Annotated in this window: 13 protein-coding genes; 8 read left to right on the top strand and 5 right to left on the bottom strand. The window is 63.0% G+C overall.

From position 1 onward, the window contains the following. Positions 1 to 91: 91 nt before the first annotated feature. Together IFT44_RS12905 and IFT44_RS12900 are read left to right on the top strand one after the other, a co-directional pair. Positions 92 to 1,429: an MATE family efflux transporter gene (locus IFT44_RS12905; protein ID WP_192059130.1), complete on the top strand. Its 1,338-nt coding sequence runs from the start codon at positions 92 to 94 to the stop codon at positions 1,427 to 1,429. 370 nt (positions 1,430 to 1,799) lie between these two features. After that, complete coding sequence (locus IFT44_RS12900; RefSeq protein ID WP_192059128.1) at positions 1,800 to 2,222, top strand: hypothetical protein; 423 nt, start codon at positions 1,800 to 1,802, stop codon at positions 2,220 to 2,222. A gap of 229 nt (positions 2,223 to 2,451) precedes the next feature. Here IFT44_RS12900 and IFT44_RS12895 read toward each other — a convergent pair whose 3' ends face one another. The 5 genes from IFT44_RS12895 to IFT44_RS12875 all read right to left on the bottom strand — a co-directional run bounded on the left by IFT44_RS12895 (position 2,452) and on the right by IFT44_RS12875 (position 7,767). After that, a complete protein-coding gene (locus tag IFT44_RS12895) occupies positions 2,452 to 3,336 on the bottom strand; it encodes an alpha/beta hydrolase (RefSeq protein ID WP_446730950.1) in 885 nt (294 codons plus the stop codon). A 3-nt stretch (positions 3,337 to 3,339) separates the two neighbouring features. After that, positions 3,340 to 5,253 carry an arginine decarboxylase gene (speA, locus tag IFT44_RS12890; protein ID WP_122480302.1) on the bottom strand — a complete coding sequence of 638 codons (1,914 nt, stop codon included), beginning with the start codon at positions 5,251 to 5,253 and terminating at the stop codon, positions 3,340 to 3,342. A 132-nt stretch (positions 5,254 to 5,385) separates the two neighbouring features. Then, the gene (locus tag IFT44_RS12885; protein ID WP_122796597.1) at positions 5,386 to 5,757 is read right to left on the bottom strand and encodes a translation initiation factor Sui1; all 372 of its coding nucleotides are present in this window, start codon (positions 5,755 to 5,757) and stop codon (positions 5,386 to 5,388) included. Positions 5,758 to 6,149: 392 nt separating this feature from the next. Next, the gene (locus IFT44_RS12880; protein ID WP_192059125.1) at positions 6,150 to 6,692 is read right to left on the bottom strand and encodes an NUDIX hydrolase; all 543 of its coding nucleotides are present in this window, start codon (positions 6,690 to 6,692) and stop codon (positions 6,150 to 6,152) included. A 4-nt stretch (positions 6,693 to 6,696) separates the two neighbouring features. After that, positions 6,697 to 7,767: a DUF2333 family protein gene (locus tag IFT44_RS12875; protein WP_122480304.1), complete on the bottom strand. Its 1,071-nt coding sequence runs from the start codon at positions 7,765 to 7,767 to the stop codon at positions 6,697 to 6,699. Between the two features lie 285 nt (positions 7,768 to 8,052). Between IFT44_RS12875 and IFT44_RS12870 the strand changes: the two genes are divergently transcribed. The 6 genes from IFT44_RS12870 to IFT44_RS12845 all read left to right on the top strand — a co-directional run bounded on the left by IFT44_RS12870 (position 8,053) and on the right by IFT44_RS12845 (position 16,293). Continuing rightward, positions 8,053 to 9,999 carry a methyl-accepting chemotaxis protein gene (locus tag IFT44_RS12870; protein WP_192137614.1) on the top strand — a complete coding sequence of 649 codons (1,947 nt, stop codon included), beginning with the start codon at positions 8,053 to 8,055 and terminating at the stop codon, positions 9,997 to 9,999. A gap of 141 nt (positions 10,000 to 10,140) precedes the next feature. Continuing rightward, positions 10,141 to 11,922: a protein-disulfide reductase DsbD gene (locus tag IFT44_RS12865; RefSeq protein ID WP_192175990.1), complete on the top strand. Its 1,782-nt coding sequence runs from the start codon at positions 10,141 to 10,143 to the stop codon at positions 11,920 to 11,922. A gap of 385 nt (positions 11,923 to 12,307) precedes the next feature. After that, on the top strand, positions 12,308 to 12,760 hold the full coding sequence (accB, locus tag IFT44_RS12860) for an acetyl-CoA carboxylase biotin carboxyl carrier protein (RefSeq protein ID WP_122480307.1): 453 nt from the start codon (positions 12,308 to 12,310) through the stop codon (positions 12,758 to 12,760). Positions 12,761 to 12,777: 17 nt separating this feature from the next. Beyond that, positions 12,778 to 14,124: an acetyl-CoA carboxylase biotin carboxylase subunit gene (accC, locus tag IFT44_RS12855; RefSeq protein WP_122480308.1), complete on the top strand. Its 1,347-nt coding sequence runs from the start codon at positions 12,778 to 12,780 to the stop codon at positions 14,122 to 14,124. A 148-nt stretch (positions 14,125 to 14,272) separates the two neighbouring features. Next, positions 14,273 to 15,151 carry a 50S ribosomal protein L11 methyltransferase gene (prmA, locus tag IFT44_RS12850; RefSeq protein WP_122480309.1) on the top strand — a complete coding sequence of 293 codons (879 nt, stop codon included), beginning with the start codon at positions 14,273 to 14,275 and terminating at the stop codon, positions 15,149 to 15,151. Between the two features lie 41 nt (positions 15,152 to 15,192). Next, complete coding sequence (locus IFT44_RS12845) at positions 15,193 to 16,293, top strand: DUF3426 domain-containing protein (RefSeq protein ID WP_192059119.1); 1,101 nt, start codon at positions 15,193 to 15,195, stop codon at positions 16,291 to 16,293. The last annotated feature ends 2 nt before the right edge of the window (positions 16,294 to 16,295 follow it).

Genomic DNA, 16,295 nt, shown 5'->3' with positions numbered 1-16,295 from the left:
GTGTCAGGGGTATCGCAGCGTATTCTTCGCGGCCACGGACCGCTCCTACAGTGGGGTGGGCTACAATCGCGGCCCCGACTTCGGAGCTTACATGTCCATCCTACTGACCGATTGGCGCCATCGCCCTACTCACAAGAGGGTCTGGGCCCTGGCTGCGCCGATGATCCTGTCCAACCTGTCGGTGCCCCTGGTGACGCTGGTGGACAGCGCGGTGATCGGCCATCTGCCCCATGCCCACCAGTTGGGCGCAGTGGCCGTGGGGGGCAGCCTATTCACCTTCATGGTGTCGCTGATGAGTTTTCTGCGCATGGGCACCACGGGGTTCGCCGCACAGGCTGCCGGACGCCGTGATGGTCGTGCACTGCGCCAGATTCTGGTGCAGGGTCTGGCCCTCGGCCTGCTGTTCTCCTTGCTGCTATGCGTGCTGGCGCTGCCCTTCAGCCATCTGGCCCTGAGCTTCATGGCGCCGTCTGCGGCACTGGAACAAGCCACCCACGATTTCTTCCAGACACGTCTGCTGGGGCTGCCTGCCGCGCTGGCCAGCTACGCCTTGATCGGCTGGTTCCTTGGTACCCAGAATGCCCGCGCGCCGTTGCAGCTGCTGCTGACCACCAACCTGGTCAACATCGCCCTTAACCTGTGGTTCGTGCTCGGCCTGGACTGGGGCGTGATCGGCTCGGCGCGCGCCTCGGTGATAGCCGAATGGGTCGGCGCCCTGCTCGGCCTGGCACTTACCCGGCCCTCCCTGCGAGCGTATCCGGGAGCTATGGCCTGGGCGGCGCTGAGGTCATGGCGCAACTGGCGCCCGCTGCTGGGGGTCAACCGCGATATTTTCCTGCGCAGTCTGGCGCTGTCCGGGGTCTTTCTGCTGATCACCATCCAGGGCGCCCGCTTCGGCGACGCCACTGTGGCCGCCAATGCGCTATTGCTCAATGGCCTGTTGATAACTGCCTATGCGCTGGATGGCCTGGCCCATGCGGTCGAAGCCTTGTGCGGCCACGCCATCGGTGCGCGCGATCGGCAGACGCTGCGCCGCTCGATGGTGGTGTCCCTGGGGTGGTCGCTGATTGCCAGCGGCGGGTTTGCCGTACTGTTTCTGCTGGGCGGGCATGTGTTCATCAACCTGCAGACCGATATTGCCAGTGTCCGCGAGGCGGCCTACCCGTTCCTGCCATACCTGGCGGTGCTGCCGCTGATTGCGGTAGGCAGCTACCTGCTGGACGGCCTGTTCATCGGCGCCACCCGCGCCCGGGAGATGCGCAATGCCATGCTGGTCAGCGTAGCGGTGATGTTGCCGATCGGCTGGTGGAGCACCGGGTTCGGGAATCATGGCCTGTGGATCAGTTTCCTGCTGTTCATGGCGCTGCGTGCGGCGACGCTGGGGTGGATTGCTTGGCGATTGCAGCGCAGGGATGAATGGGTATCGTAGCGGATGGGTATGAACGATGTTCCACACTCCGTTCACAGCTTCTATACCTCGAACAGCACCCATATATCCCTATGGCAAGAATTTCAATACGATAAACTGACAATCAATCAGCTAAACGTTGTTGGTCAATGCCGGCACTTTCTTATAACAGGAAGAGTCAACATCCAATCTGCATAGAGTACAGCAAAACTTCGCGAGATCATTACTAGAGGTAACAAGGCCTTCCCTGCACTTTCACGACTCCGCCTCCAGCCAACTGTAACCATTAGTTAAAATCACGCTGACAAGCGATACATATTCATATCCTGCCTATAGACTACGCCGCCTTCCACTTCACTATCGATTGGAAATCCGTAAATAAGGAATAGGGATGCCTAAACTTCGCAGTTTGTTTGCCGCCACGCTTATCGTATTGACCACTGGCTGCGCGAGCGGACTCAACTCCGCCCAGCAATCCGAACTTGCCATGCTCCGCGCCAAAAACCTCGCCGTGGAAGTCAAACAACCCGTCCTCGGTGCCGGCCTTGGGCTATTGCCTGGCGGTGGGTCGTTTTATGGCCGCGCCTATGGCTGGGGCGTCGTCAACCTGCTTCTGTGGCCAGCGTCCATTCTATGGGACCCGGTCAGCGGCTACGACGCTGCCGAAACTTTGAACTATCACGCTAGCAGAGAGCATGTCGCCAGTTTGAGAAAACGTGACATGAATGAGCTTGACTCCAAACTCACCACCAATGAGATCGATCTGAAAGCCTACACACTAGAAAAGCGCAAGATCGAAGATAAATACCAGTGAGCCTTTGACCTCACAGAAAAAGCCTGCCATAGAGCGGGCTTTTTCCATATGGAATTTTGATAATAGCAGAATGCTTGGGCGCTGCTTCCAAGGCTTTTGCAACTGTAAGATTCCGCCCTCACCCTGAAACGCGCCAGGCTCTGGCTCAATGACCTCTGCACCCCGCACTTTCAGCATCTACCATAATAAAATCTGACAATAACGTCTGCGGCGAACCGGCAAGATTCATTTATTCGCGCAAACGGACTTCCGCTGCTCCAGGCTTGGCCTTGACGAACCGCTCGACGTCCTCCAGCACGGGTGCCAGCCAGCGCAGTGGCCAGGCAAAGGAGGCGATCAGGGTGCGATGGTTCAGGCGCCGGTAATAGCGCTCCTGCACGGGGACGCCGGCGGCGCGCAGCCGGCGGGCCAGGCCCTCACTATTGCGCACGGGGTCGACGGTGCTGTCGTGCGTGGCGGCGATCAACAGTGCCGGGGGCGAGCCTGCCAAAGACTGGTTGATGGGTTGCGATTGGGGCGGTGAATCGGGGAAGAAGAATACCGGCTTGGCTTCGGGATTCTCGATCGGCAAGAAATCATAGGGGCCGGCCAGGCCGATCCAGCCGCGCAAGGCATTGGCCGGCACGCCCGCATCGCGCAGCCAATGCCGGTCGAGGGCGAGCATGGCGGCGTTGTAGCCGCCGGAGCTGTGGCCCATCACGAACAGACGGCGAACGTCGCCACCGTACCGAGCAATGTTTCGATAGGTCCAGGCAACGGCATCGGCGCCGTCTTCGAGAAAGCTGGGATAGCGCACCTGTGGATAGAGGCGGTAGTCGGCGACCACCACCAGCAACCCACGGGCGGCCAACGCCTGGGCGACGAAACGATAGTCGCCTCGCTCGCCGCTGTTCCAGGTACCCCCATAGAAAAAAACCACCACCGGGGTTTCCGGCAGTGGTCGAGTGGGACGGTACACGTCTAGCTTCTGCCGCGGATCGGCGCCGTAGGCCACGCCCTGCGTGAGCTGGTAGCCGCCGGACGCCGTCACGGCATCCAGAGTGTGCAGCCCGGAACAAGCGCTTAGCAGCCCCAGCAGGGCGGCGAGCGCGAGGAGCCGGGCAACCAGACCCACTCGTTACGACGACAGGTAAGAAGAACGCGTCAAGCCCAGGCGCAAGGCGTCCAGGTACTGGGTGCGCTCGCGCGCGGTGATCTTGGCGCTGGCAACCTTGTCGCGGTAATGCGTCATCAACTCTTCGGGAGACAGATGCACGTAGCGCAGCATGTCTTCGATGGTGTCGTGGGTTTCGATGCCGGCGCTGTAGACGCTGCCGTCCTGGCGCTGATAGATGTTCACCGAGTCGGTGTCACCGAACAGGTTGTGCATGTCACCGAGGATCTCCTGGTACGCGCCGACCAGGAAGATACCCAGCAGGTAATCCTCGCCCTGGTTGACGGCGTGCACCGGCAGGCTGGTTTCGATGCTCTGTTCATCGACGTACTGCTTGATCTTGCCGTCGGAATCGCAGGTCAGGTCCTGCAGTACGGCGCGGCGCAGTGGCTCCTCGTCGAGACGGTGCAGCGGCAGGATCGGCAGGACCTGGCCGATGGCCCAGGTATCGGGCAGGCTCTGGAACACCGAGAAGTTGCAGATGTACTTGTCGGCGAGCTTGTCGTTGAGCTCGTCCAGCACCTGGCGATGCGAGCGCTGGCGGGCCTTGAGCGAGTTGTGCAGGCGGCGGCACACGGCGAAGTAGCACTGTTCGGCCAGGGCCTTCTGCGCCAGGGTGACCTTGCCGTCGGCGTACTGCGCCGCGATGTCGCTGATGTAGTGGGTCGCGCGCCAGTAGTTTTCAGTGACCATCTCGATGTCGGTCGGACCCAGCAGATCGACCAGCCACTGCAGGGTTTCGGGCAGGCTTTGCTTGTCGACGATCTCGGGCACTTCGTCGTTGTGACGCTCGACGTCGGTGACCTGCACCACCAGCATGGCGTGGTGCGCAGTCAGCGAGCGGCCACTCTCCGAGAAGATGTGCGGATGCGGCATGCCCTGGGCATCGCAGAACTCCTTGAGCATCCCCACCACGACACCGGCGTAGTCGTCCATGTCGTAGTTGATCGAGCTGGCATTGCGCGAGTGAGTGCCGTCGTAGTCCACACCCAGGCCGCCGCCCACATCGATGTGATCGACCGGCAGGCCCAGCGAACGCAGCTCGCCGTAATAGCGAATGGCTTCTTTGAAACCGTGCTGGTAGTCCGCCAGGTTGGCGATCTGCGAGCCCATGTGGAAGTGCAGCAGGCGGATGCCCTGGTCCACGCCCGCTTCGCGGAAGCGCTCGACGACCGACAGCAATTGGGCCGCAGACAGGCCGAACTTGGATTTCTCACCGCCGGTGTCGGCCCACTTGCTCGAAGCCAGGGACGACAGGCGCACGCGCAGACCGATCTGCGGCTTGACCTTGAGCTCGGCGGCCTCTTCGATCACCAGCGCCACTTCGGACTCTTTCTCGATGACGATGAAGACGTTGTGACCCAGCTTCTGGCCGATCAGGGCCAGGCGGATGAATTCGCGGTCCTTGTAGCCATTGCAGACGATGGTCCCGCCCTTGGGCGCCAGGGCCAGCACGGCCAGCAGCTCCGGCTTGGAGCCGGCTTCCAGGCCGATCGACACGCCTTCGGTGGCGATGATGTTTTCCACCACCGCTTCCTGCTGGTTCACCTTGATCGGATACAGCGCGGTGTAGCGACTCTGGTAGTCCAGGCGAGCGATGTTGGCATCGAATGCACCGGTCAACTGGCGTACGCGGTCTTGCAGGATATCGGGGAAGCGCACCAGCAGCGGCAGCGACAGGCCGCTCTTGCGCAGTTGGTCGACCTGCTCGTAAAGATCGATCGGCGAGCTGTCCGGGCCGTTCGGACGAACCTCGACACGGCCGGCCTCGTTGATGGCGAAATAACCAGCGCCCCAGTGGCGAATGCCATAAACGCTGCGGCTGTCGGCCACGGTCCATTGGCTGCCATCGTCTTTACGTGTGCGTCGTACGGACATCGAGGTCCCCTATGAAAAAAGTCGGTTGTCGCGGGCCGTGGGGCCCTGCGCAGTGTAGAGGGTAAAGATGACGATTGCTGCGCCTGCTGGGGTAGACCCCGGCGAGTACTTCAAGTTTACAGGGTGTGCGGCTCAACCACCGGACTTGCGGGCCTTGAAGCCCTGCTTGACCAGCTCGGCGAGCAGCAGCTCGACATGGTCGCCCTGGATTTCGATGACGCCGTCTTTCAACGCACCGCCTGTGCCGCAACGGCGCTTGAGGGTGGTCGCCAGCTCCTTGAGCGCATCGGCCGGGAGTGGGACACCGGTGATGGTGGTCACGGTCTTGCCGCCGCGACCTTTGCTTTCGCGCCGCACACGGGCGATGCCGTCGCCCTCGGGCACGGCCGTTTGCTTGCAGGTGCAGGCGTCGATGGGCTGACGGCAGTCCGGACAATGCCGACCGCTGTCGGTGGAGAACACCAGGCCGCCGAGGGCGGCGAAGGATGCGGCTTTCTTGGCCACCGGCATGCCTCATGTGAAGTGGATCAGGCCGAGCAGTTTAGCGGGAAACCGGGTGCATGCTAAGTGCCTGGTGGAGGCAATTGCCGAGGATCGAATGATTTCATGAAGTGCGAGGCTGTACAGGGAATACCGCGATGCCCGTTTCGCGGCCGATGACCGCTCCTACAGGGCGCAGGGGATGCACGTAGGAGCGGTCAGTGGCCACGAAAAGCACAGCGTGGTGTATCAGGCGAGCCGCGTCGTGTGATTCACGGCCGATGGCCGCTCCTACAGGGCGCAGGGGATGCACGTAGGAGCGGTCAGTGGCCGCGAAAAGCACAGCGTGGTCTATCAGGCGAGCCGCGTCGTGTGATTCACGGCCGATGGCCGCTCCTACATGATGCTGCACGGAGTCAGGCGTTGTCCCGGCAGGTTAGGAATCGCAGCAATGCAGCCAAAGAATCGGGGCAATAGGGCTCGGTGGTGCTCTCATCCAGAGCCTGCTGGACCGGGACGAACCGGGCCTCCAGCACTTCCTCGGGCTGCAGCTCCAGCGGGCCATCCCAAACCGCGGAGAACACCGCACACCAGACTCGGTTGCCTGGCTGGTCGAACAGAAAATGCTCGTGTGCAATCAGTTGGACGCCACGCACACCCAGTTCTTCCTCGAGTTCGCGCGCGGCTGATTCGATGTAGGTCTCGTTGCCCTGCACCATGCCACCTGCAGCCACGTCCCAGTAGCCAGGGTAGATCGCCTTGCTCAAGGTGCGCCGGTGCACGCACAGCTCGCCCTGGCTGTTGAACAGGAGGATGTAGGTGCCGCGGCCGATCAGCCCACGTTCGCGCAGCTCTGACCTGGGCAAGGTCCCCAGCAGCTGATCGGACTCGTCGACCCAGGCGATCGACTCGGCATCGGACGCTGCACGATGTTCGACCTCCTGGGTCGAGATCGGCATGTCTTCAGCCCTGCGACAGCAGTTGGCGCAGGTCGATGACGGCGGCGTTGGCCCGCGAGATGTAGTTGGCCATCACCAGCGAGTGGTTCGCCCACATGCCGAAACCGCTGCCATTGAGAATCATCGGGCTCCATACCGGTGCCTGGGACGCTTCCAGTTCACGGATGATCTGGCGCACGCTGACGGTTGCATTCTTCTTCGCCAATACATCGGCGAAGTCGACTTCGATAGCGCGCAGCAGATGCGACAGCGCCCAGGCCTGACCGCGTGCCTCGTAGAACACGTTGTCGATCTGCATCCACGGTGTCTCGACGATTTCTTCGTCGACCTGCGGCGCCTGGCCTGCAATCACGCTTTCGGTCTTGAGCGTGGTGTTCAGCTTGACGCGACCGACACTGGCAGACAAACGCTGAGACAACGAGCCCAGACGCGTACCGACGTCGCCCAGCCAGTTGTTCAGGTTGTCGGCACGGGTGTAGAACAATGCGTTGGTCTGGCTAGGATCGGACAGCCGATTCTGGTAGCGGGTAAGCAGGTTGATGCCTTCCTGGAACTCGGACTCGCTGGAAGGCAGCACCCAGCTCTTGTTGTCGAAGTTGAAGCGCGGCTCGGCGCGGGCCAGATCGGCGTCTTCGGCGGACTGCGACTGCGAACGAGCGAAGTCCTTGCGCAGCGCACGGCTCAGATCGCGGACCTGGACCAGTACACCGTATTCCCAGCTAGGCATGTTGTCCATCCACAAGCCAGGCGGAAAGCGGTCGTTGGAAATGTAGCCACCCGGCTTGTTCAGCAGTGTCGATGCCACTGTCTTGAGGGTTTCCACCGTGGTGTAGCCGACCACCATCTGACGGCCGTCACGTTGTGCGGCCGACTGGGCATTCTGCTGCACCGGGAACAGTTCGGGCTCTTCGCTCCAGTACCAGCCCAGCAACAGGGTCACCACCAGATAGACAGCCAGCGCACCCAGCACGGCCTTGCTCAGCAGCAGGCTCTTGACATGGCTGCGTGGGCCGCCACTGCTGTCGGCACGCTCGCGTGCTCCGCCGTTGCCCGCACGATTCTTCCAGTCCAGCATGACTTATGTCCTTTCTATCGCGGAATTCATGGGTTCTGACCTCGCCACCCGGCTAACGTGCCTCCCATGGGCAAAGTTTTCCAGGCAAGGCAGTATCGCCACTATAAAGGATGCATCGGCATGTCGCAGTCGCGGTAAAGACATCCGGATGTGTCTGAGCGTCGAATTCAATGGCCGACCTAAAATACAGGCCATATGCCATCTTTTTCAGATTGAAGTCACGCGTCTGTAACAGACCGCCCCTACCTTCACGCACTGACCATTTCGCTGTTGGTAGTGCCCCCCATGCGCCTGAAACTGCTTACCAATCTGAACACCCTGCTGCTGGTCGCCGTGTGCACCGCCCTGGCGGCGACGCTGTGGTGGTCGCAACGGGCGCTGGAAAAACCCTATCTGTTGATGGAGCGCTACCTGCAACTGTCCCGGCAGTTTCAGGACGACGTCGTGCGCAACGTCCAGGATTACCTGAACAGCGGCGATGCGCTGCGCCATGCCGAAGCGACCCAGGGCTTGATCCGGCTGCGTGAGGGGCTCGCCACCTTGCCCAGTGAACTGAGCGGCCCACTGCACGGCGATGCCGATGCGCTGAGGATCTTCACTGCCGAGCAGTTGCTCGCTGCCGGCAAGCTGGCGGGCGATCCACAGGCGCTGCTGGTGCAGGCCGAGCGCGAGCTGGGCGGTACGTTGGAACAACTGGCTCGGTATGCCGCGAGCAACGGGCCCTATCAGGCGGCACTGCTGCCTGCCAGCCAGCACCTGGCAAAACTGTCCCTGGCACGCGAGAAGATGATCAGCAGCGGGCGCAGCGAACTGGCTGCGGACGTCGAGCGCGAACTGGCCGGCATCAGGGCCCAGGCCGATACGCTGCAAAGCCTGCCGCTGCTGGGCGTGGCCAGCTCCACCGCGTCGGGGGCCGATGACTTTGCGGCGCTGATGGGTTTGCAGAACGAAAACACCGGCGAGGCTCAGGATGATGGCGTGGACCTCAAGCGTGAGCTGGCCAGCTTGCTGACGCGCTATCCAGCCGAACTGGGCCGTACCCGCGAGCTGATCCAGCGGCGTACCGAACTGGCCGATGCCGCCCAGCAACGCATCGGCGCAGTCCAGCATGGCCTGAGCGAACTGGAACCGGCCGTGCGTGGGGAGCACGCCAGAATCCAGGGTGAAGTGCGTCTGCTGCAAGGGGCCATGATCGGCCTGATCCTGTTGATCGCATTGCTCATCGACCGCATGCAGCGCCGCCTGGCCGGTGCGCTGACACGCCTGGATCCGGCCCTGTCGACCTGGGCCGAGGGGGATTTCGCCAAGCCCGTCGCTCTGGGCCGTACCAACCATGAGTTACAGGCCATCGAAGCGTCTCTGAACCGCTTGCGCCTGTATCTGGTCGCGTTGGTCGGCACCATTCGCCAGAACGCCGAGCAAGTGGCCGGCAGCAGTCACCAACTGGCCGAACTCAGCGGTGGCCTGCACCAGGGGGCACTGCGTCAGGCCGGCGATACCGCACAGATTCGCGATGCGCTGGGCGAGCTGGAGGCAACCATCGGCCAGGTAGCGGACGATGCCAGCCAGGCAGCTGCGGCCAGCCGATCGGCGGGCGAAGCGGTGGAGCATGGCAAGCATGTCATCGGGCAGAGCCTCAAAGGGCTGCATGCGCTGGTGGGTGAAGTGCAGGGCAACGCGCAGATGATCGAGCAGCTTGCCGAGGAGTCGGCCACCATCGGTGGCGTGCTGACCGTTATCCGCTCGATCGCCGACCAGACCAACTTGCTGGCCCTCAATGCCGCAATCGAAGCGGCGCGTGCCGGAGAAATGGGCCGCGGCTTCGCGGTGGTTGCCGAAGAGGTCCGTTCGCTGGCGTCGCGCACGACCGGGGCGACCCATCAGATCCAGAGCTTGATTGGCAACCTGCAGACGGCGGCGCGCGAGTCCGTGCACGGCATGCGCGCCCAAGTCGTTCATGCCCAGGCGACGGCCAGCCAGGCCCAGGCAGCGGACGGGGCGTTGGCGCAGATCGTCGCGGCCATCCAGACCATCTCTGCCACCGCCGTGCGCATCGCTGATTCAACCGCGCAGCAAAGCGGTGCCGTGGGCGAGATTCGCGAGCACGGCGAGCGCATTCATGGCTTGGGTGAAGACAACCTGCTGCGCATCGGCCAAGGGCGCGCGCAGGGCGAGCATCTGTTGCGTCTGGGTGGCGAATTGCGCACGGCGGTGCAGGCGTTCAGGGTCTAGGGCTTGTAGCGGACTGGGCGACCCTGTACAGGCGACCCTATCTGGGCGACCCATCCTGTTACATGAAATCGGGCCCTGGCGATTCGGCAGTACCGCATCGCTCCAGTATGATGCGCGCTCAATTGCTGTTCGAGAACTGTCATGCGCCGCCTGCTTTGCCTTCTGTTGTTGGTTTTCGCACTGCCCGTCGCGGCTTCCGGCCTGCTCGACGCTCGGCCCAGCGCCACTCTGGGCGGTGCTTCGCTGAACAACGGCGCCGACTTCCTGCCGGTCGGCCAGGCGTTCCAACTCGAACAGGTAGAGGCTTCTGCGCAGGACATCACCCTGCGCTTCGTGATTGCCGAAGGCTACTATCTCTACCGCCATCGCTTCGAATTCAAGGCCGAGCCTGCCGACATCGCGCTGGGGGCCGCGCAACTGCCGGCCGGCGAGCAGAAACACGACGAGTATTTCGGCGATGTCGAGGTCTACCACGGCATTCTCGACGTGAAGATCCCTCGCCCCGCCGGAGACTCGCGCGCCTTCACCCTGGCTGTAGGCTTCCAGGGCTGCGCCGACAAGGGCCTGTGCTACCCTCCGGAAACCCAGCGCCTTTCCGTACCTGGCATCGGCCAGGCTGCCCCGGTGGCGAGCGATGCCGGGGCCTCAGGAGGCTGGCAATGGCATGAATTGGCATTGTTCTTTCTGACCGGTATCGGCCTGACCTTCACGCCCTGCGTGCTGCCGATGCTGCCAATCTTGTCCGGCGTGGTGCTGCGCGGGCAGGTGGGCGGGCTGCGCGGCTTCAGCCTGTCGCTGGCCTATGTGCTGCCGATGGCCGTCTGTTTCGCCCTGTTGGGTGCGCTGATGGGCAAGTTCGGCGCCGAACTCAACCTGCAGGCACGGCTGCAGTCGATGTGGGTGCTGGTGCCGTTCTCCCTGTTCTTCGTGGTATTCGCGCTGGCCATGTTCGGCCTGTTCGAGCTCAAACTGCCGGCTGCCGTGAGCCAGCGCCTCGACCGCGTGGCCGGCAATGCCAAGGGCGGCTCGCTGTGGGGAGCCGCCGTGCTGGGGGTCGTGTCGAGCCTGCTGGTGTCGCCGTGCGTATCGGCGCCGCTGGCCGGTGCGCTGCTTTATATCAGCGCCAGCGGCGATGCCCTGGGGGGCGGACTGAAACTGTTTGCACTGGGTCTGGGCATGGGTGCGCCGTTGCTGCTGGTGGCTACCGGTGGCGCGGCCTGGCTGCCCAAAAGCGGGCCGTGGCTGGTGACCGTGAAGAACGCCATCGGCGTCTTGCTGCTGGGCCTGGCCATCGCCCTGCTCGCTCGGGTGCTGCCAGGCAGCGTGACCCTGCTGCTGATCGGCCTGCTGGCAGCCGGCATCGGTGTGTTCATGGGGGCTCTGGAGTGGGTGGCCAAACCTGCGCGCCAGCGTCTGCAACAGGTGCTCGGGCTGGCCTTCGTGTTTTATGCCCTGGCATGCTGGCACGGCGCTTTGAGCGGCCAATCCGATCCGTTCCAGCCGCTGGCGCGCCCGGCCACGACCGGTGCACCAGCGACTGCCCCGACGGCTGCGCAGGACGCCTGGCAGACGGTCACCACCACCGAAGGCTTCGAGCTGGCACTGCGCCAGGCAACTGCCGCCGGGCAACCGCTGGTACTGGACTGGTATGCCGACTGGTGCATCAGCTGCAAGGTCATCGAGCATGAAGTGCTGACCGATGCGCAGGTGATCGCAGGGCTGCAGGGTTACCGCAAGGTGCGCCTGGACATCACCCAGAGCAACGCGGAACAGCGTGCCCTGCTCGATCGCTTCAAGCTGTTCGGGCCGCCCGCATTGCTGTTCTTCGACGGCAACGGCAATGAACAGGCAGCCTCGCGTGTCGTCGGTGAAGTCGATGCGGCAACGTTCCTCGGGAAAATACCTCCCGCCGGCAATCCATGACTCGGGTGGTGACCGAAACCGACAAGCGAGTCACAAATTTTGCGCAAACATCGGACAACGTGCGGGCTATTGCGCTTAACTGGACATACGCCTGAGGTTTCCGGCATAGTTCGCCCGCTTTGCCCGTGAAGCCGAAGGCGAGACACCGCTTGAAATGGACATGACTCGACAGCTTTTCATGACCGATGTCACCCCTGACGTGACGCGCTGCTGTCGATGAGCATCCCACTGTTCGACGTGCGTATTTTTCACCGGCACGTTCGAGAATTTTCGCCGTCACTCGGCCCTTTTCAACGGCACATGAGTGTTTGCAGCCTTCTTCGAAAGGCGCATGGCAAGAACACCTACTGAACGCCCCTGACCGACCCTTGGGAGTTGATGATTGATGGATATTCGTAAAGTCAAGAAACTGATCGAGCTGCTGGAAGAGTCCGGCATCGACGAGCTGGAAATCAAGGAAGGCGAAGAATCCGTACGGATCAGCCGTCACAGCAAGACCCCGGCCCAGCAGTACTATGCACCGGCGCCGATGGCCGCGCCTGCCGCAGCGCCCGTCGCCGCTGCACCTGCCGCCCCGGCCGAGCCTGTGGCTGCCAAGCTCAACGGCACCGTGGCCCGTTCGCCGATGGTCGGCACCTTCTACCGCAAGGCGTCGCCAGCCTCGCCGGCCTTTGCCGAAGTAGGCCAGACGGTCAAGAAAGGCGATACCCTGTGCATCGTCGAAGCAATGAAAATGATGAACCACATCGAAGCTGAAACCAGCGGTGTGATCGAATCGATCCTGGTAGAAGACGGTCAGCCGGTTGAGTACGACCAGCCGCTGTTCACCATCGTTTGACCAGCGGAGAGCCTGCGATGTTGGAAAAAGTTCTGATCGCCAACCGCGGCGAAATCGCCTTGCGGATCCTGCGTGCCTGCAAAGAGCTGGGCATCAAGACCGTTGCCGTCTACTCCAAGGCCGACAAGGAGCTCATGCACCTTGGCCTGGCTGACGAGTCGGTGTGCATCGGGCCGGGGCCTGCAAACCTGTCCTATCTGCATATCCCGGCGATCATTGCCGCGGCCGAAGTGACTGGCGCCACTGCCATTCACCCAGGCTACGGCTTTCTCGCCGAGAACGCGGACTTCGCCGAGCAGGTCGAGAAATCCGGTTTCGCCTTCATTGGCCCGACTGCAGAAACCATTCGCCTGATGGGCGACAAGGTGTCGGCCAAGCACGCGATGATCGCGACGGGCGTACCGACGGTGCCCGGCTCCGATGGCCCGCTGCCCGAAGACGAGGAAGAGGCCCTGCGCATCGGCCGTGAAGTCGGCTATCCGGTGATCATCAAGGCCGCTGGCGGCGGCGGTGGTCGCGGCATGCGCGTGGTGCACAAGGAAGAAGACCTGATCGCCTCGGCCAAGCTGACCCGCACCGAAGCCGGTGCCGCGTTCGGCAACCCGATGGTGTATCTGGAAAAATTCCTGACCAACCCGCGTCACGTGGAAGTCCAGGTGTTGTCCGACGGTCAGGGCCAGGCAATCCACCTGGGCGACCGTGACTGCTCGCTGCAGCGCCGGCACCAGAAGGTGCTGGAAGAAGCACCGGCACCGGGCATCGACGAAGCAGCGCGCGAGGAAGTCCTGGCGCGTTGCGTGAAGGCCTGCATCGAGATCGGCTACCGCGGCGCCGGTACCTTCGAGTTCCTCTACGAAAACGGCCGGTTCTACTTCATCGAGATGAACACTCGCGTGCAGGTAGAGCATCCGGTATCGGAGATGGTCACGGGTATCGACATCGTCAAGGAGATGCTCAGCATCGCCGCCGGCAACAAGCTCTCGTTCACCCAGGACGACGTGGTCATTCGCGGTCACTCGCTCGAGTGCCGGATCAACGCCGAAGACCCGAAGAGCTTCATTCCGAGCCCCGGCACCGTGAAGCATTTCCACGCACCGGGCGGCAATGGCGTTCGCGTCGATTCGCACCTGTACAGTGGCTATGCGGTACCGCCGAACTATGACTCGCTGATCGGCAAGCTGATCACCTGGGGCAAGGACCGCGACGAGGCCATGGCCCGTATGCGCAACGCCCTGGACGAGATCATCGTGGACGGCATCAAGACCAACATCGCACTGCACCGCGACCTGGTGCGCGATGAAGGTTTCTGCAAGGGCGGCGTCAACATCCACTACCTGGAACACAAGCTGGCCGGTCAGAAGTGATTCGGTTGGCGACGTGAAGGTGTAGATGTAAAAACGACCCGGCTTTCGAGCCGGGTTTTTTTTGGTCCTCGCGCCTGTCCTCGCGTAAACTGGCGCGCTTGTCGCAGCGAACGTGCTGCGCCCCCCGTTTAGATCGAAGGTGCCCGCCATGCCTTGGCTGCAAGTCCGTCTGGCCATCAGCCCAGAACAAGCCGAAACCTATGAAGACGCCCTGCTGGAAGTCGGTGCCGTGTCCGTGACGTTCATGGATGCCGAAGACCAGCCGATCTTCGAGCCCGAACTCAATACCACGCCGCTCTGGTCGCACACCCACTTGCTGGCGCTGTTCGAAGCCGACACCGACGCCGGCGCAGTCTTCGCCCACTTGCAGTTGTTGACCGACGCCGCCCTGCCCGAGCATCACGCCGAAGTGATCGAGGACCAGGACTGGGAGCGCAGCTGGATGGACAATTTCCAGCCCATGCGCTTCGGCCGCCGTTTGTGGATCGTGCCCAGCTGGCACCAGGCCCCGGAACCCGAGGCGGTCAACCTGCTGCTGGACCCAGGCCTGGCGTTCGGCACCGGCACCCATCCGACCACGGCACTGTGCCTGGAATGGCTGGACGGGCAGCAGCTGCAGGACACGCAGGTGCTGGATTTCGGCTGCGGGTCGGGCATTCTGGCCATCGCTGCGTTGCTGCTGGGCGCGCGTCAGGCGGTTGGCACCGACATCGATGTGCAGGCGCTGGAGGCTTCACGCGACAACGCCCAGCGCAATGGCATTGCCGACGATCGCTTCCCGGTGTACCTGCCTGCCGACCTCCCCGCTCAGCAGGCCGATGTGCTGGTCGCCAACATTCTTGCAGGTCCCCTGGTCAGCCTCGCACCCCAGCTCAGCGGATTGGTCCGGCCTGGCGGACTGCTGGCGCTGTCCGGCATCCTCGCCGAACAGGGCGAAGAAGTCGCGGCAGCCTACGCACAGGACTTCGAGCTGGATCCGATTGCCAACCGTGACGGCTGGGTACGCATCAGCGGCCGTCGCCGCTGAGCTCCATCCAGAATGTCCCCCGGCCCTACCAGGACCTGCGCATGAGCGAGAGTTTCGTCACCCAGTGCCCGCATTGCCAAAGCAGCTTCCGCGTCAGCCACAACCAGTTGAGCGTGGCGCGCGGCGTGGTTCGCTGCGGCTCCTGCCTGCAGGTCTTCAATGCGGCCCGACAGCTGCTCGAACAGAGCGCGACCCTGACCCCGGCCAATTTGCCCAGACCGCCGGAGCTGGCTCCGCGGCCGTGGACCAATGGTGACATAGACCTGGATCGGCTCGAGCTGGGTGACACTCCCAGAATGGACAGCCTGAGCGCGCGCCGGGACGACGCCGATACCGATGCGGCGGCCTTGCCACCGATCATCGAACGGCTGCCGGCACTGGACGAAGACCAAGCGCCGACACCTGCCAAGCGGACAGAGCCTTCGTTTTCCCATTCCGAGGCCCTCGACCAGGCCCACGTCGATGACGAGCCGTCGGTGGATGGCCACGGCCGGTTATCGGCACTCGACGAGCATGATCGAGACGAGCCGCCTCTTGCTGCCGCCACCAGCACTCGCAAGGGCCAGGCAACCCGCAATGAACCTGCCGTGCGGGATGAGGACGATCTGGCCGACCTGCTGGACGAGCCGATGCAACTGGCCTGGGAGAAGCCCCGCTCGCACTGGGGCAAGCGCCTGTTGTGGCTGGGCCTGGCGATCGTTGCCGCGTTGGGCCTGGGCGTGCAGTACGTGGTCTATCATTTCGCCGAACTGGCCCGTCAGGACCAGTACCGGCCGCTGTTCCAGCAGCTGTGCCCCGTTATAGGCTGCAGTGTGCCGGCCAAGGTCGATATTGCCCTGGTAAAAAGCAGCAACCTGGTGGTGCGCAGCCATCCCGAGTTCGCCGGGGCGCTGGTGGTGGATGCGATCATCTACAACCGCGCGGCGTTCTCGCAGCCTTTTCCGTTGCTGGAGCTGCGCTTTGCCGACCTCAATGGCCAGTTGATCGCCAGCCGTCGCTTCAAGCCCAGCGAATACCTCGACGGCGAGTTGGCCGGCAAGGCCGAGATGCCGCCGCAAACGCCCATCCACATTGCCCTGGACATCCTCGACCCAGGCCCTTCGGCGGTCAATTACAGCCTCAGTTTCCGCTCGCCCGAATAGCC

Source organism: Pseudomonas sp. CFBP 13710 (assembly GCF_014842235.1).
Taxonomy (GTDB): Bacteria; Pseudomonadota; Gammaproteobacteria; order Pseudomonadales; family Pseudomonadaceae; genus Aquipseudomonas; species Aquipseudomonas baltica.
This window is presented reverse-complemented; position numbering and strand designations above follow the sequence as displayed.

What these genes read in the sequence shown, in the direction of transcription:
- IFT44_RS12875 (WP_122480304.1), bottom strand. Translation starts at nt 7,767, where the DNA reads ATGCTGGACTGGAAGAATCGTGCGGGCAACGGCGGAGCACGCGAGCGT.
- accB (WP_122480307.1), top strand. Translation starts at nt 12,308, where the DNA reads ATGGATATTCGTAAAGTCAAGAAACTGATCGAGCTGCTGGAAGAGTCC.
- prmA (WP_122480309.1), top strand. Translation starts at nt 14,273, where the DNA reads ATGCCTTGGCTGCAAGTCCGTCTGGCCATCAGCCCAGAACAAGCCGAA.
- IFT44_RS12880 (WP_192059125.1), bottom strand. Translation starts at nt 6,692, where the DNA reads ATGCCGATCTCGACCCAGGAGGTCGAACATCGTGCAGCGTCCGATGCC.
- IFT44_RS12845 (WP_192059119.1), top strand. Translation starts at nt 15,193, where the DNA reads ATGAGCGAGAGTTTCGTCACCCAGTGCCCGCATTGCCAAAGCAGCTTC.
- IFT44_RS12905 (WP_192059130.1), top strand. Translation starts at nt 92, where the DNA reads ATGTCCATCCTACTGACCGATTGGCGCCATCGCCCTACTCACAAGAGG.
- IFT44_RS12900 (WP_192059128.1), top strand. Translation starts at nt 1,800, where the DNA reads ATGCCTAAACTTCGCAGTTTGTTTGCCGCCACGCTTATCGTATTGACC.
- speA (WP_122480302.1), bottom strand. Translation starts at nt 5,253, where the DNA reads ATGTCCGTACGACGCACACGTAAAGACGATGGCAGCCAATGGACCGTG.
- IFT44_RS12870 (WP_192137614.1), top strand. Translation starts at nt 8,053, where the DNA reads ATGCGCCTGAAACTGCTTACCAATCTGAACACCCTGCTGCTGGTCGCC.
- IFT44_RS12865 (WP_192175990.1), top strand. Translation starts at nt 10,141, where the DNA reads ATGCGCCGCCTGCTTTGCCTTCTGTTGTTGGTTTTCGCACTGCCCGTC.
- accC (WP_122480308.1), top strand. Translation starts at nt 12,778, where the DNA reads ATGTTGGAAAAAGTTCTGATCGCCAACCGCGGCGAAATCGCCTTGCGG.